Origin of the sequence: Lentzea sp. NPDC005914 (genome assembly GCF_040629405.1) — a bacterium.
Lineage (GTDB): Bacteria > Actinomycetota > Actinomycetes > Mycobacteriales > Pseudonocardiaceae > Lentzea.
The window spans coordinates 20,454-35,699 of record NZ_JBEXVQ010000032.1 but is presented as its reverse complement, the minus strand read 5'-3'; the positions used below and the strand labels follow the sequence as shown (position 1 = coordinate 35,699).

The 15,246-nt window shown below is 70.0% G+C and carries 13 protein-coding genes; 5 read left to right on the top strand and 8 right to left on the bottom strand.

Annotation, left to right across the window (positions count from 1 at the left end; all coding sequences use genetic code 11):
- Positions 1-2: 2 nt before the first annotated feature.
- Positions 3-1,244, bottom strand: coding sequence for an SLC13 family permease (locus ABZ345_RS34975; RefSeq protein ID WP_359858515.1), 1,242 nt, complete (start codon positions 1,242-1,244; stop codon positions 3-5).
- 445 nt (positions 1,245-1,689) lie between these two features.
- Here ABZ345_RS34975 and ABZ345_RS34970 point away from each other — a divergent pair, with 445 nt between their 5' ends.
- Both ABZ345_RS34970 and ABZ345_RS34965 read left to right on the top strand, forming a co-directional pair.
- Positions 1,690-2,517 (top strand): DUF4082 domain-containing protein, encoded by an 828-nt coding sequence (locus ABZ345_RS34970; RefSeq protein WP_359858512.1) that lies wholly within the window; start codon positions 1,690-1,692, stop codon positions 2,515-2,517.
- Positions 2,518-2,549: 32 nt separating this feature from the next.
- Positions 2,550-2,912 carry a nuclear transport factor 2 family protein gene (locus ABZ345_RS34965; RefSeq protein WP_359858509.1) on the top strand — a complete coding sequence of 121 codons (363 nt, stop codon included), beginning with the start codon at positions 2,550-2,552 and terminating at the stop codon, positions 2,910-2,912.
- A gap of 40 nt (positions 2,913-2,952) precedes the next feature.
- Here the strand turns inward: ABZ345_RS34965 and ABZ345_RS34960 are convergent, their stop codons facing one another.
- On the bottom strand, positions 2,953-4,539 hold the full coding sequence (locus tag ABZ345_RS34960) for an endo-1,4-beta-xylanase (RefSeq protein ID WP_359858506.1): 1,587 nt from the start codon (positions 4,537-4,539) through the stop codon (positions 2,953-2,955).
- Positions 4,540-4,566: 27 nt separating this feature from the next.
- Positions 4,567-5,697, bottom strand: a complete 1,131-nt coding sequence (locus ABZ345_RS34955) for an ROK family transcriptional regulator (RefSeq protein WP_359858504.1) — start codon at positions 5,695-5,697, stop codon at positions 4,567-4,569.
- Between the two features lie 126 nt (positions 5,698-5,823).
- On the opposite strand from ABZ345_RS34955, the gene ABZ345_RS34950 reads away from it, so the two are divergent.
- The 3 genes from ABZ345_RS34950 (at position 5,824) to ABZ345_RS34940 (ending at position 8,499) form a co-directional block, all read left to right on the top strand.
- On the top strand, positions 5,824-6,780 hold the full coding sequence (locus tag ABZ345_RS34950) for a hypothetical protein (protein ID WP_359858501.1): 957 nt from the start codon (positions 5,824-5,826) through the stop codon (positions 6,778-6,780).
- A 47-nt stretch (positions 6,781-6,827) separates the two neighbouring features.
- Positions 6,828-7,517 carry a class I SAM-dependent methyltransferase gene (locus ABZ345_RS34945; RefSeq protein ID WP_359858498.1) on the top strand — a complete coding sequence of 230 codons (690 nt, stop codon included), beginning with the start codon at positions 6,828-6,830 and terminating at the stop codon, positions 7,515-7,517.
- A 124-nt stretch (positions 7,518-7,641) separates the two neighbouring features.
- Entirely contained in the window at positions 7,642-8,499 is an 858-nt protein-coding gene (locus ABZ345_RS34940; protein ID WP_359858495.1) for a histidine kinase, read from the top strand.
- Positions 8,500-8,513: 14 nt separating this feature from the next.
- Here the strand turns inward: ABZ345_RS34940 and ABZ345_RS34935 are convergent, their stop codons facing one another.
- The 5 genes from ABZ345_RS34935 to ABZ345_RS34915 are packed head-to-tail and all read right to left on the bottom strand — an operon-like array spanning position 8,514 to position 15,133.
- Positions 8,514-10,049 carry a helix-turn-helix domain-containing protein gene (locus ABZ345_RS34935; RefSeq protein ID WP_359858492.1) on the bottom strand — a complete coding sequence of 512 codons (1,536 nt, stop codon included), beginning with the start codon at positions 10,047-10,049 and terminating at the stop codon, positions 8,514-8,516.
- A complete protein-coding gene (locus ABZ345_RS34930; protein ID WP_359858489.1) occupies positions 10,046-11,107 on the bottom strand; it encodes a DUF917 domain-containing protein in 1,062 nt (353 codons plus the stop codon). Before ABZ345_RS34930 ends, ABZ345_RS34935 begins: the two co-directional genes overlap by 4 nt.
- A 56-nt stretch (positions 11,108-11,163) precedes the next feature.
- Positions 11,164-12,234 (bottom strand): DUF917 domain-containing protein, encoded by a 1,071-nt coding sequence (locus ABZ345_RS34925; RefSeq protein WP_359858486.1) that lies wholly within the window; start codon positions 12,232-12,234, stop codon positions 11,164-11,166.
- Positions 12,227-13,798 carry a hydantoinase/oxoprolinase family protein gene (locus tag ABZ345_RS34920; protein WP_359858483.1) on the bottom strand — a complete coding sequence of 524 codons (1,572 nt, stop codon included), beginning with the start codon at positions 13,796-13,798 and terminating at the stop codon, positions 12,227-12,229. Before ABZ345_RS34920 ends, ABZ345_RS34925 begins: the two co-directional genes overlap by 8 nt.
- 15 nt (positions 13,799-13,813) lie before the next feature.
- Positions 13,814-15,133 (bottom strand): cytosine permease, encoded by a 1,320-nt coding sequence (locus tag ABZ345_RS34915; RefSeq protein ID WP_359858480.1) that lies wholly within the window; start codon positions 15,131-15,133, stop codon positions 13,814-13,816.
- Positions 15,134-15,246 lie beyond the last annotated feature (113 nt).

Genomic DNA, 15,246 nt, shown 5'->3' with positions numbered 1-15,246 from the left:
GGTCATCCTCCGATCACGTGCAGGGACGCCCACAGTGCCACGACGGCGCCGGCCAGGGTGGCAGGCACGGCGAGCAGGCCGAGCCTGGTGAACTCGGGCAGGTTCACCTCGGTGTCGTGGTCGTGCACGATCCGCCGCCACAGCAACGTGGCCAGCGACCCGGCGTAGGTGAGGTTCGGCCCCAGGTTGACGCCCAGCAGCACCGCCAGCACCGCACCGGACCCGAACGGCACGACCAGCGGCAGCAGCACGAGCACGGCGGGCAGATTGTTGATCACGTTGGCCAGCACGGCCGCGACCGCCGCCACCCCGAGCAGGGCGACGAGGCCGTTGCCGCCCGGCACCACGTGCCTCAGCACGTCGTCGAGACCGTTGTCCACCACCGCCCGCACCACGACACCGAGGCCGAGCACGAACGCGAGGAACGGCAACGACGCGGACTGCACGATCTTGAACACCGTCGTGCGCCTGCGAACGAGCGCACGGACCGCCATCGCGCCCGCACCCGCACACGCCGCCCACGCCGGGTCGATTCCGGTCGCCGACGCGAGCACGAACCCGACCAGCGTCAGCCCGACCGTGACCAGCGCGAACACCGGCAGCTCACGTGCCGGCGCGGTCTCCGGCGCGTGCACCGGCGCGTCGAGGTCGGTCCGGAAGAACAGCCGGAACACCACGTACTCGACGGCGATCGCGACCACCCACGGCAACGCCATCAACGCCGCGAACCGCGTGAAGCTCAGCCCGCTGGACGCGAACGCCAGCAGGTTCGTCAAGTTCGACACCGGCAGCAGCAACGACGCGCTGTTCGACAGGTGCGTGCACGCGTAGACGTGCGGCTTCGGCCGCACCCCGAGCTGCGCGGCAGTCGCGAACACCACCGGCGTCAGCAGCACGACCGTCGCGTCGAGGCTCAGCACCGCCGTGATCACCGACGCCGTGACGAACACGCCACCCAGCAACGTCCGCGGCCGCCCGCCCGACGCCCGCGCCATCCAGGTGCCGCACGCGTGGAAGAGGCCCTCGTCGTCGCACAGCTGCGCCAGCACGAGAATCGCCGCCAGGAACCCGATCACGGGCCCCAGCCGCACCGCCTCGTCCACCGCGTGGCCGACCGGCAACGCCCCGGCCAGCACGACGAGCACCCCGGCCGGCACCGCCACGGCCGCCTCGGGCAGGCCCCACGGTCTGACGACCGCGCAGACCAGCACGGCCACCAGCAGCACGATCGACAACGCCAGCACGGCCTCACGCTAGGTCATCTGGACGCCGCCAACCGCAGCACCCGCCCACAGGCTCCACCAGCACCACCGCACCACCGGCACCACCGCTTCACCCGCGCCACCGGCCCACCGCACACCAGCGCCAGCTGCCCCACCGCACACCCGCCCACGGCACACCCACTCCACTGCACCAACCGCCCACAACGCGCACCAGCGCATCACCCGCACTAGCCGTCCCACCGCTCCACCCGCATCACTGCACGACCCGCGCCGCCCCACCGCACGACCCACTCCACCCGCACCACCACTCCGCCCGCCCCGCGTAACCCGCCCCACCTGCCCACCGCACCCGCGCAACCCAGCCCTGCCCAGCTGGACCAGGCGGGTACGACCGTCAGCCGGATGGGTCCGGGGCCGACCGGCAGATCGCCGTAACCACGGCTCCACCAGGAACGATTCGCCGAACATGAGACGATTAGCTGTCCTGCTGCTGGCACTTGTCCTGGTCTCTCCCACTCCGGCGTTCGCGGCCGACAACCCCTTCGCCACGCTCTACTCCCCGACCGCCGACGCCTCCGTCCCGCTGAACGAGCCGCTGCTCGTGTTCGGCGGCGCCTTCAACGGCGAGTCCTCCGGCATCACCGAGGTCGACGTCTCCACCGACGACGGCGCCACCTGGACGTCCACCGACGCGCACACCGAGAACTGGGCCCTGGTGCTGACGCCGACCACTCCGGGCCCGCTGACGATCCAGGCCCGCGCCCACACCGCGTCGACCACCGGCCCGGTCACCGCGTCGCGCACGATCCAGGTCGGCGGCACCACGACGCCACCGTTCACGGGCTCCGGGCTCGTCCTGCACGACACGCCCGCCCCCGACCTCAACGACCCGGACACGGCGGCCGTCGAGCTCGGTCTCCGCTTCCAGGTCGACCGCGACGGCTCGCTCGTCGGCATGGGCCTGCGCCGCGGCGACTACACCGGACCGGTCACCGCGCACGTGTGGTCAGCGGACGGCACGTTGCTGGCCGCGCAAGCCGTCCCCGCAGCCCAGCGTTCGCAGCAGATCACCTTCACCACAACGATTCCCGTGACCGCCGGCACCGAGTACGTCGTCTCCTACTACACGCCGTCAGGTGGCTACTTCGCCACGGAGAACTACTTCCTCGGCGGCATCGCGCAGACACCGTTCTACACACCCGTGAACGCCGGTGTGTACAGCTACGACGGCGGCTTCCCGGCCGAGACATGGAACGCCAGCAACTACTGGGTGACACCGTACTTCGCGGCCTGACCCACGCGGCGGGCGTCGCTATGGTCGTGGACATGGACGCCATCACCTCACTGCACCGGGCACTCGAGGCCGGCCAGTCCGGCGACGAACTGCGCCGGTTCTTCACCGACGACGCAGTGACCGTCGAGCACCCGAACCTGATCAAGCCGACCGGCGCCCGCACACCTCTGGCCCAGATGCTCAAAGCCTCCGAGGTGGGCGCCGACCTGTTGGCGAGCCAGAAGTACGACGTGCACTCGGACGTGCGGTCCGGCGACACCGCGATCCTGCGGATGACGTGGACCGGTGTGATGCGGTCCGGCGTCAAGTTCACCGCGCACATCGCGCAGTTCGTCGAGACCCGCGACGGGTTGATCAGCTCGATCGAGACGTACGACTGCTACGAACCGTTCTGACGGGAGGAGCGGGCCGGGCAGGACCCGCTCCTCCACAACCTCAGGGCCGCAACGCGTCCACCATCGCCGTGTGCGCCTTCTTCGGCGTGATCGACGAGGTCCACGGCAGCGCGGTGCCCGGTAGCGCCGGGTACCGGTTGGTCGTGGCGGTCGAGCCGTACCTGTCGGTGAAGCCCCACGAGGTGAACCCGGTGCAGTTGACCTCCTGCCGGCAGACGGCGACGCGCTCACCGAACTGCTTGGCCTGCAACGTCTGGTCCGTCGTCACGACGTCCATTTCGGACACCCGGACCTTCAGCCCCAGCTCCGCCAGCGCGCGGACGTGCTTGCGGAACGTCTCGGCGGGCACCCGGTCGCCCGCCTCGTACTCGTGGCTCTGCAGACCGACGCCGTCGATCGGCACGCCGTCCTGCTTGAGCTTCTTCACCAGGGCGTACAGAGCCTTCCAGCGCGGTCCCTCTTGTTCTGCGCCGTACTCATTGAGATACAGCACGGCGTTCGGATCTGCTGATCGTGCGGTGCGGAAGGCCTGGGCGATGTAACCGGCTCCCATGGCCTGGTACCAAAGGTTGTGTTCCAGTCCATCGGAGTTGTCCTCGTTCATCGGTTCGTTGACGACGTCCCACTCCGTCACCCGGCCCTTGAAGTGCCCGGCGACGGCCTTGATGTGGTCTGTCATCACGGTCTTCTTGTCCGAGGCCGACCTCATCCACGTCGGCAGCGCCTCGAACCACACCAGCGTGTGCGCGTGCACCGCGATGTCGTTGGCACGGGCGAAGTCCACGATCGCGTCGGCTTCCTCGAACGCGAACACCCCGCGCGTGGGCTGCACGAACTGGGGCTTCATGTCGTTCTCGGGCGTGATCAGGTCGAACTGCTCGCCCGCCGTCGCGCGATAGGCGTCATCGGCCACCAGCGGCGCCACGGCGAGCGCGCTGCCCACACCTATCTTGCGCGGCAACGCTTCCGCGCGTGACCGCAACGAGCCCGGCACGGTCTTCTGCTTCCAGTCCGGCGCCTTGCGAATCACTGTGGCACCGGTGGCCGTCAGGGACTTGAGCTTCCACGACCCGTCCGCGCCGAACCACACCTGGCCCGACGAGAACACGCCCGGATCCGGCAGCGTGCCGAGCTGACGACCGGCCGCCGAGAACGCGAACGTGGAACCGGAGCGCTTGACCTGCACCGCGACGTCCCCGGACAGCCCGGAGCCGAACTTCTTGGCCTGCACCGGTTTGTCGCCCTTGCCGTTCCACAGGGCGACGTCGAGCTGCCCGCCGATCACCCCGACCCGGACGCTCGGCGGTTCCTGCCGCCACTCGTCGTAGATGATCGGTGGCGAGCCGTAGAGCTGCAGGTAGCCGGAACCGGACATCGTCGCGTCGACCTGGAACGCGCCGTTGACCAGAAGACGCGGCCCGAGCAGGTTGACCGGCGGGTTGGGCTGGGATCGGGTCCCTTCCGTGGCAACGATCCAGCGGTCCAGCGGCCGGATCTGCACGCCGTCGGCGGTCTGGGTGGCACCGGCGAAGTGCGCCCAGTCCTGGCCTCCCAGCAGATCGAGCGGGGCGTGCGCGGCCGGCGGTGTCCCGGCCGCGAGTAAGAGAGCAGCGAAAATGCGCAGCATCGAGCCTCTCCTGATGGTGGTGGCAACTCAGCTGGCGGCGGAAACCCTGGTGGTGACGAGATCTGCGAGCACGGACGTGAGCCCGGTGGCGACGGCACCGGCGAGGATGGCGCCCTCCCCCAGCCGGGACGTCTCGACGGCGGGTGGATAGGCGGACAGGCCGGACAGCGTGGCGCGCACGGGTTCGGCGAGCAGGTCGCCGTTCAACCCGATGCCGCCGCCCAGCACGATCAGCGACACGTCGATGACCGACGTGATCCTGGCGGCGTGTTCGGCGATCCGCGTCGCCTCCCACGCCACGAGGTGCAGCGCGCGTTCGTCGTTCTCGCGCGCCGCGGCCATGACCTCCTCGGTGGTGATGAAGTCGGAGTGCTGCCAGACGTGGGCGAGGAACGCGTCCGCGGCGGGGCTGTCGGAGCGAAACCGCTGCCCTTCCGGTACGTGGTCGATCTCGCCCGCGGCGCCGTTGACGCCCCTGTGCAGCCGGCCGCCGAGCACGAGCCCGGCGCCGACACCGCTGCCGATGGACAGGAACGCGAAGTTCCGCACCCCGAGACCGACCCCGCGCCAGCCCTCCCCGACGGCGGCGAGGTTGACGTCGTTCTCGGCGATCACCGGCAGCTCCAGCGCGGCGGCGAGCTCGGCCTGGGCGGCGAACCCCTCCAGCGCGTCCTGGTTGGCGTCGTGGACGATCCCGGTGCGCGGGTCGATCACCCCGCCGATGCCGATCGTGGCGATCTCGGGCGCGGACCCGGCAGCGGCGGCGAGCTCGTCGCGCACCACCTTGGCCACGTCCAGCACGTGCGCGGGGTCGTTGCTGCTCACGGGCTTGTCGAGCCGTGCGAGCACGGTTCCGTCGAGGTCGGAGACGCACGCACGCAGGAACCGGCTGCCGAGGTCGAGCGCGAGCACCGTGGCCGCCGTCGCGCAGGGCCCGAAGTACACCGCGTCGTACCCGGCCGCGTCCTGCGGCCTGGGCACCTCCTCGACCAGCCCGGCACCGAGCAACGCGTCGATCGCCCGGTTCGCGGTCGGCTTGGACATGCCCAGGTACCGCGCGAGCTGCGCGCGGGTGACCGGGTGCGCCTGCCGGATCGCCTGGTAGACGGCCTGCAGGTTGGTCTCCCGCACGTGTGCCCCTGTCACGGCTCCTGTCATGCCCGCCAAACTAGTAACGAGACGTTACCGGTGTCTAGTGGCGGCTGTTCACATACCGCTCGCATACCGGATCTCATACCCCGGCGCTGTTGCCTGTCGGCGTTCCTCGACGAAGGGAGACCGCCGATGTCCGGCGAGAAGCAGTACAGCCGCCGAGCGATGGGCAAGCTGGCGGCGGGCGCCGTCGCGGCGGCGGGCATGGTGTCACTGCCGGGCCAGGCATTGGCCGTTCCGCACTACCGGGCGCACGGCCCGTTGCTGACCGACGGCTACCAGACGTGGATCGACGCGATCAACAACCAGGCGGCCAACCTCGCCAAGGTCGTCACCGGCTGGGGCACGCCGGGCCCCGGTCCGTGGGCGAACTACCGCGACCACGTCTGGACCGCTTGTGGCGCAACGAACTTCCTCATCGTCCGCACGGTCACCGGCGACACCGACAACGTGATCGACCCGAACCGCGCGGTCGCCGAGATCCGCGACTCGCGCTTCTTCGAGTACAAGAGCCTCCGCAGCGGCGCCGACAAGTGCATCATCGAACTCGGCAACGAGCCGAACATCCGCGTCGCCGACCCGTGGACCTACGGCTACAACCTCAGCGTCACGATCGACCGCATCCGGGAGACCTTCCCCGGAGCCAAGATCTGCGGCACCGCGCTGTCGCCGAACAAGGGCACGAACCCGGACACGTGGTACGGCAACCCGAACTTCGTCAACGCCATCAAGAAGTGCGACTTCGTGGGCGTGCACTTCTACAGCAACCCCGACGACGGCAGCTTCAATCGTCAGGGCGACTTCTACGAGCTGACGTACGCGGAAACGCTGTCGCGGTGCGCTTCCAAGTGGCCCGGCAAGCCCGTGATCGCGACCGAGTACTCGATCAGGACCACCGCGCTCACCCCGTACCAGAAGGGCTACAAGTACGGGAACTTCATCCACTTCGACGACTCGGTCGCCGGCAGCCTGTGGGGTGCGACGTACTACCACGTGCAGACCAATCCCGGCGGCGTCGACTTCAACGAGAACGTCGGCTCCGAGGGTGCCCGCGGCTACCGCAAACGCCTCTCCGAAGGCGGCCTCTGAGGTAGACTGAAAGCCTGTCTACCTGGGGGTATGCGGTGCAGCGGCACGTGCGGACCGTTGATGACCTGCTGTCGTTGATGGACGGTCTGTTCGCTCCGGAGGCCGACCGCTGGACCTCGGCGGCGGGCAGCTGGTGGGACGGCTTCTACGCGGACCGGGACCGCGAGGTCCCGTTCTTCGTGGACAAGCCGGACGAGAACCTCGTCGGCTACGTCGAGCGCGGGCTGGTGGCTCCCGGCCGCGCGCTCGACGTCGGCTGCGGGCCCGGCCGCAACGCGATCTACCTGGCGCGCAACGGTTTCCAGGTCGACGCCGTGGACATCTCGGCCACGGCGATCGCGTGGGCTTGCGAGCGGGGCGGGGACCTCGTCCGGTTCCGGCAGGGTGACGCGTTCGCGACCGAGGGGTCGTACGACCTGATCTACGACTCCGGCTGCTTCCACCACCTGCCGCCGCACCGCCGGATCAGCTACCTCGCCCTGCTGGACCGGGCGCTCAAACCCGGCGGCCACTTCGCGTTGACCTGCTTCACCGCCGACGAGGGCACCTCCACACCGGACGCCGAGCTGTACCGCCAGTCCGGCCTGAGCGGCGGCGTCGGTTACCGGCCCGGCGACCTGCGGTGGATCTTCCAGGACCTCACCGAGGTCGAGCTGCGGCGGATGACCGACGAACCTTCGGGCTCCTCCGCGTTCGGCAGGTCTTTCCTGTGGACGGCGCTGTTCCGCAAGGATTGACGCGGCGAACGGACGTGCGTGTCCGGCAGGCGGATCATCACGGCCCCGCCACCTGCGAAAGTAGGGTGTGTGCCCTGCTCCCGTAGGTGATCGCGGACACCTACCCGGCAGTATCGTCAGGCGCGTGAAGCGGGCCGGAGAAGTCGCGCTGGTGCTGCTCGCCGCGGCACCGGAGATCCTGCGCGACCTCACCCTGCCCGAACCGGCAATCGCTTTCCAGCCGCTGTCCGCCCCGAGCCTGCGCGGCACCGCCACCGGCCTGGGCGTGCTCGCGGTCGCCGTGCTCGCCGGCCTCTACCTGACCTCGCGCCGCGTTCTAACCCAACGCGCGGAACAGGCCGAACGCGACCTCCTGACCGAACAGGCCCGAGCCGACGAACGCACCAGGCTCGCCGCCGAGATGCACGACGTCGTCACCCACCGCCTGAACCTCATGGTGCTGCACGCCGGAGCGTTGAAGGTGGCCGCCAAGGACGACGACGTCCGCAAAGGCGCCGAAGAGCTCCGCACCGCCGGCTGCCAGGCGCTGGAAGAACTCCGCGACCTCGTGGGCGTCCTGCGCTCAGGCCGCACCGCCCGCATCCCGGACGTCCTGCCCGACCGCCTGGCCAACCTGGTGGCCGACTCCGCCGCCACGGGCCTCGAGGTGACCCTCACCGAACACGGCGACGCCGACATCATCTCCCCCGCCGTCCGCCGCACGATGTACCGCGTGGTCCAGGAGTCCCTGACCAACGTGCACAAGCACGCCCCCGGCGCCCACACCGAGATCACCATCCACTGTGGACCGAGCAGCGTCCGCGCCGTCATCCGCAATGCCGCCCCGCCGTCCACACCGGACACGGCGATGGGCCGCTCCGGTTCCGGGTTGAGCGGCCTGCGCGGCCGGGTGGAGATGGTCGGCGGCACCCTCACCGCGGGCCCGACGGACGACGGCGGCTTCGAGGTGGACGCCGTTCTCCCCGCGTTCGTGCCGACCTGATCCTCGGCCCCGCGTCACTCGTCCGAGGCCCGCACCGCACGACAGGCGAGGTGAACCGCGAGCCGCTCGTCCGGGTTCAGCAGGCTCACGCCGAGCAGCTGCTCGGCCCGGTTGATCCGCTGCGCCACCGTGTTGCGGTGCACCTTCAGCCGCACCGCCGCCGTGGACGTCACCGACTCCTCGTCCAGGTAGATGGCCAGGGTGCGCAGCAGCTGCCCGTCCTCGACCCCCGCCAGCGGCTCCAGCAACCGGGCCGCCTGCTCCACCAGCGCCGGCGTCTCCGCGGCCATCGACAGCAGCCGCCGCACGCCGAGCTCGTCGATGTGCACGACCTTCGCCGACCCGGTCATCCCCGCTGCCTCCCGTGCCTCGGCGAGTGTCCGCCCCACCCCGGCGGAACCGGGATGCGGACGGCCCACACCGGCGACGAGGTTGCAGGAGCTCAATGCGTGGGCAAGTTTCGCTGTCAGCTCGCGGTGCTGCGACTGCGGCGGCTCGGCGTCGTTGGTGATCCAGAACGACCAGCCCTCCGCGCCCTCGACCAGCTGGCCGTGCAGGCCGCGCCGGGAGAGCTCGACGCGCAGGCGTTCGGTGTGGGCGGCATCGAAGATGCCGGGCGACGGCGGGTTCGGCATCGCGAACACGCCCGTGTGCCAGCCGTCGAGACGCCATCCGGCTAGGACGGCCTGCTGCACCAGTTGCGGTGGCACGTCGGCGCCCGCGGCGAGCAGTTCGGACAGCAGCGAGCCGCGGGAACGGGCCCGGCGCTCGGTTTCGAGGCGTTCGGAGGCCACCCAGTTGCCCAGAGCCCAGGAGGCGACCTGGCTGATCTGCTGGACGGTCTCGGCCCAGCGCTTGTTGCGGCCGCGGGTGTGCGAGACGAGCCACAGGTGCACGTGCCCGGTCCGGTCGGTCTCCACCGGCACCGCCACCGCGACGCCGTCGGGCATCTCGACGGCCGTGGCGACCGAGCCGACCAGGAGGTCCGGCGGCAGGCCCGGTGGCGAGACGCCCTCGATCGCCGTGCCGTCCGCGCTCATCACCGCGCACGTCACGTGCAGCTCGCCGGACAGGATCGTGATGACCGAGCGCGGGTCCGGCTTGCTGCGGCCCAGCCGCGCCGTGACGGCGTTGAGCAGCCTGGCGGCGGCGACCTCGGGGCGGCGGACGGCCGTGCGCAACGAGTCGGCGACCAGCAGCGGGTCCTCAGCCCTCGTCTGCAGGAGCGGAACGCCGAGCCGGTTGGCGAAGGAGATCGTTGCGGTGGAAGGAGGTTGGTAGGTGCCGCTCGACGGACGGACCAGCACGACGGCCCGCACGTCGGCGCTGTAGGCACGGCGCAGCGCCACCTCGACGAGGTACGGCTGGTGCCCGGTCAGGATCACCAGGTCGCCCGCCGAGCACGCCTCGACGGCCGAGATGTCCGCCGCCAGCCGCACGTCCGCGACCTCGGTGCCGACGCCGCGCTCGCCCGCCAGCAGGCACGCGTCGCCCAGTGCGCCGATCTCCAGGAGATCGCGCACGGTCAGCGAGTCGGCGTCGTCGATCATGTGACGTCCCGGAACGGCACGTAGTCGAGGTCGTAGCCGAACGCGCGCGGGTCGACGCGGCCGAGCATCTCCTGGCGCACCCACTGCGGCGGTGATGGGAGCGCTACCACGTCGACGACCGCGCCGAACCTGAGCCGCTCGGTCGACACCGGTTTGCCGGACTCCGCGTCCAGGCAGCACAGCAGATCAGGGGTCGTCACGAGCGGCTCACCGTCCGCGAGCGCGACGAGGTACTCACCCTGCATCTCCAGGCGCACGTACGCATCGTCGGCGTCCAGGCACCGCAGCGCCACCGTTCCGCGGGGAAAGTCCCCGGCGGACTCGCGCCACACCTCGACGACCTTCCCCCGTGCCACGAGGAAACCGCCGGACGCCTTCGCGCGTTCGTCGACGGAAAGCGTGTGCTGGGACCAGATCCCGCCGAGTTCCAGCGCCCGCGCGAGCGAGCCCGGAATGCCTGCTTTGAGCGCGTCTGCGAGTTTCAACGGCTTCGCGACCATCATCGCCCAGCCGCCGAAGTCGACCATCACCGTGCGCGCGAGCTTCTCGATGCCCGTCGCGTCGAGGACCGCGCGGTTGCCGCTGGGTTCTGTGATGGCCAACGGGGTCGTGGGCAGCCCGGCCGCGTCGTAGGTCGTCTGGTCGATCCGTGGGAACGCTCTCCCCATCCCGTCCACGTCGACGTACGGCAGCCCGAGCCGCGCGGCCAGGATCAGCGGCAGCAGCCCGTTGCACCCGCCGACCTCCCACCCGATGACGGCCGTGGCCGACGTGGAGTCGTGCGCCTGCAACGCCTTCAGCGCGTCCTCGGCCTCCTGGCCCGACGGCAGCTTCTCGATCATCACGGTCGGCGCGCCGATCAGCCCGAGCCGCGCGCCGTACCCGTCCGGATCGGCCTCATCGGGAGAAAGGACCGTGACAGGTCCGCTTTGTCGCATTTCGTGCCGGAGGATCGCCGCGAACGCGTGCGTCTCGGGCTCGCCACCTCCACCGCCGCTGCCGAGCATGACCACGCCCAAGGCGAGCTGGTCAACCTCGTCAGGCTGGAGCAGGTGCATGCGCGAGACAGTAGTGCCGCCGGTGCTCGCGCGAGAAGCTCTTGGTACTGGCGGGTCTACTGGCCCCCCAGGGGAACGTATTCGTGCGAGTAGCCGAACGCCGACGGTCCGACCAGGGCAAGGCCTTCCGGCGTCCGCCAGCGCGGATGACACGGGGCCCCGACGACCGCGACCCGTTGCCCGTACCGCAGCCGTTCGGCGGGCACGGGCTCACCTTCGCCGTCGAGCACGCAGATCAGGTCCGGCACCGAGGCGACGACCTCGCCGTCCCGTGTCGCGACGAGGTGCTCGTTCTGGAACGCGAGCCGGCAGTTCGCCCCGTCGTGGGCGGCCGTGCCCTCGAGCCACGCCTCCCCCTTGGCGAACCCGGGATCGGTGGCGCGCATGACGTCCACGACCTTGCCGGTGAACAGCACCTGGCCGCCGAGGAAGTCCGCGATGGCCTCGCACGGGTCGGTGCGCTGCCGCCGCACCTGTTCCACCAGCATCCCCAGCCGGGACGCCAGCGTGAGCGTGCCGGGGATCGTGATGTCGCGGGCCTGCTTGCCGGACATGGGAAAGCTGCTCATCAACGCCGTGCAGCCCATGCCGATCGTGGCCGAGCGCGCGAGCCGTTCCGCCCAGTGGTTGTCGCGGACGTCGAGGACGATCGAGTTGCCCTTCTCGTCCGCGATCGCGAGCGGTTTGGCCAGCACGCCGTCCAGCGTGCAGACGACCATCTGCACCATCGGGAACGCGCGGCCCATGCAGTCCGCGTCGAGCACTGGCAGGCCCAGCGACGCGGCCACCGGGAACGGCGCCAGCGAGTTCATCCCGCCCACCTCGATCGGCAGCACGTGCGTGATCGGGCGGCCGATTTCCCGTTGCAGGGTCAGGAAAGCCGTGACGGCCTCCTCGCCGGCGGGCAGCTTCTCGATCATCACGGTCGGCGCGCCGATCATGCCGATGCCCGCCACCAGCGCGTCGTCCGGCACCTCGTGCAACTCCGCCACGAGCACCGGTCCGTACTCCAGCACGGCCTGTTCCGCGACGAGCCGGCCGATGTACGGGTCACCACCGCCGCCCGTGCCGAGAATCGCCGCGCCGCGGGCGATGTGCCTCAGTTCGTCCGCTCCGATCTCACGCACGTGCCCTCCTAGGGGCGTCCTCCAGCACGAGATCGCCCACAGCTCTCGCGCGCACCCTGCTCGCATTGCCCGGCAGGTAAGCCAACGGAATTTCCTCGACCTCGACGATCCGCACGCTGTCGGCCCTCGCGCCCGCCGCCACCGCCTTGTCCACGGCCTCCTGGCGGGCCGAGTCGAGCACCTCGTCACGCCGGTTCGGGTCGATCGTGAAGACCCTGTCGACCTCGCCGCCGACCTGCGCGATCGCGGCGCCGATGGCGTTGGCGAACGCGTGGTGCGGCGGCCTGATCAGGTCGCTGACGCCCTCGACCTTGTCCGGCACCAGCACGCTGCCGCCGCCGACCAGCACGACGGACAACGGCGCCGGGCTCGTGCGCATGCGGTCGACCTGCGTGGCGATCTGGTCGCAGATGTGGTCCAGCACCGAGCCGACGAGCCTGCGGTCGAGGTTCTTGACGAGCGCGCGGTCGCCGATGTCCGCGAGACCCGCCGCGACCGCGATGTCCGTCGCCGTCAGCGTGTCACCGCCGAACACCAAAGCCTGCTGGCACAACCGGTATCCGACGCTGTCCGGACCGACCTCGACGCCGCCGGGCTGCTCGCGCACCACGCTGCCGCCGCCGAGCCCGACCGACAGCACGTCGGGCATCCGGAAGTTCGTGCGCACGCCGCTGATCATCACCTCGGACGACGCCTCGCGCGGGAAACCGTTGTGCAGCATGCCGACGTCGGTCGTGGTGCCGCCGACGTCGATCACCGCGCACTCGTCCAGTCCGGACAGGAACGCCCCGCCGCGCATGGAGTTCGTGGGGCCGGAGGAGAACGTGGCGACCGGGTAGCAGCGCGCGTACTCCAGGTCCATCAACGTGCCGTCGTTCTGGCTCAGGTACAGCGGGGCGTGGATGCCCTGTGCCGTCAGCGACTCCGTGAGCCCGTCGGCGATCTGCTCGGCCAGCTCGCGCAGGGCGGCGTTGATGATCGTCGCGTTCTCCCGTTCCAGCAGGCCGAGCCGGCCGATCTCGTGGGAGAAGCTGACGAGCAGGTCCGGCACCTCGGCGGTGAGGATCTCCGCGGCCTGGCGCTCGAAGTCGCCGTTGACCAACGAGAACACCGACGAGATGGCGACCGACCGCACGCCCTTGGCCGCGATGTCCGTGGCCACGCCGCGCAGCTCGTCCTCGTTGAGCGGCGAGATGATCCGGCCGTCGTACTCGTGGCCGCCGTGGCAGAGGTAGGAGTGCCCTCCGATGACCTGGCGCAGCCGCTGCGGCCAGTCGACGAACGGCGGAAGTGCTTTGGTGGCGGGGAGTCCGAGCCGCACCGCCGCCGTCTGGGCGAGTCCCCTGCCCTCGACGATGGCGTTGACGAAGTGCGTCGTGCCGATCATGACCGCTTTGATCGCCGATGGTTCGAACGCCTGAGCCGCCTGCAGGCCCTCCACCGCTTTGACGATCCCGGTCGTCACGTCGACCGTGGTCGTGGTCTTGCACTCGGCGAGGACACGCCGTCCCTCGACGAGAACGGCATCGGTGTTGGTGCCGCCGACGTCGATACCGATGTGCATGTACGAAACCACCCCTCAGGCGGCCGACGCTTCTCCCACCACCTTACGGTTGGTAGCCCTCCTAGTCCTCATGCGGAGCAGGTCCAATCTCCCAGCTGAGACGTAGAGGGCGAACGCGAGCACGAGCGAGTTCACACTGGACTGGCCGAAAGGCAGCAGCTCACCGACGATGGCGGCGGCCGGCCAGATGACCACGGTGGCGGGCACCCACGAGGGAGCCGATCTCGGTACGTGTGGCCGGGTCGAGATGATCTCGTTGCGCCAGCGCCGCACGACGTAGTACTCGGCGATCATGATTCCGGTGACGGGCGGGAACACCACGCCCAGCAGCACCAGGAAGTGGCTGAACTGGTTCACGATCCCGGCGGCGGCGAGGAAGCTGCCCGCGCACCCGACCATGACGGTCACCTGCGCCCGGCTGATCCGCACCGCGAACACGGCGTCGAAGAAGTTCACGAGCCCGAGCGACGCCGAGTAGAGGTTCCAGTCGTTGATCTTCAACACGGCCGTGACGACGACCAGCGCCCCGATCCACCCGCTGGACGAACCGATGACGCTCATGATGTCGGTGGTGCCGAGCCCGTGCGCGATGATCACGCCGGCCAGACTGATGATCCACTCCCCGGCCGTGATGCCGAGGATCGTCTGCTTCACGACGTCCCACTCGCTGCGGTTGAAACGCGTCATGTCCGGCGCGATCGCCGCACCGACGATGAAGCTGCCGGTCACCAGCGTCACCGCCGTCACCATGCCGATCGGCGTCCCGGGGGCTTCACTGCTGAGCGCTCTCGGCAGGTCGTCGACCTTCGTCAGCACGAGCCACCCGAGCAGCAGCAGGAACGCGGGCACCGCCACGTAGGCCGTCCACGCCATCCACCGCACGCCATAGGCCGCGATGACCGTCACGACGATGCCGAAGCAGAGCGACCAGACGGGCGCCGGCAGCACCCCGGTGACGTCGGCGAGCGTGACGCCCGCGAGCCCGGTCTGCACGCCGAACCACCCGGTGCAGGACAGGGCGATGATCAGCCCGAGCATCGCGCTCCCCGCGTGCCCGAACCCGGTCCAGCGGGTCAGCATCGCGGTGGAGAGGCCTTCGCGCTGCCCGATCATCCCGACGGTGATGGCGATGGCGTTGAGCACCACCGCCCCGATCGTGAGCGCCAGGAACGCGTCCCAGAACGTCATGCCGAACCCGAGTGTCGCGCCCAGCAGCAACTGGCTCAGCGCGGTCGTCTGCCCGAAGCGCTGGGTCGCGACCGACAACCACGGGTGCCGAGCCTGGTCAGGAACGCGGCTGAGGGCCTGGTCGTCATGCCCGAGAAGAGCGGCCACAACTCGTCCCTCCGCCCTGTGATCGACAACTCGGACAGTAATCGCCGACTCACCATCGAGCTACAGACAATGTGCACTGTCGGAGGAATCATCACGTTGCGATTCGCACAGGC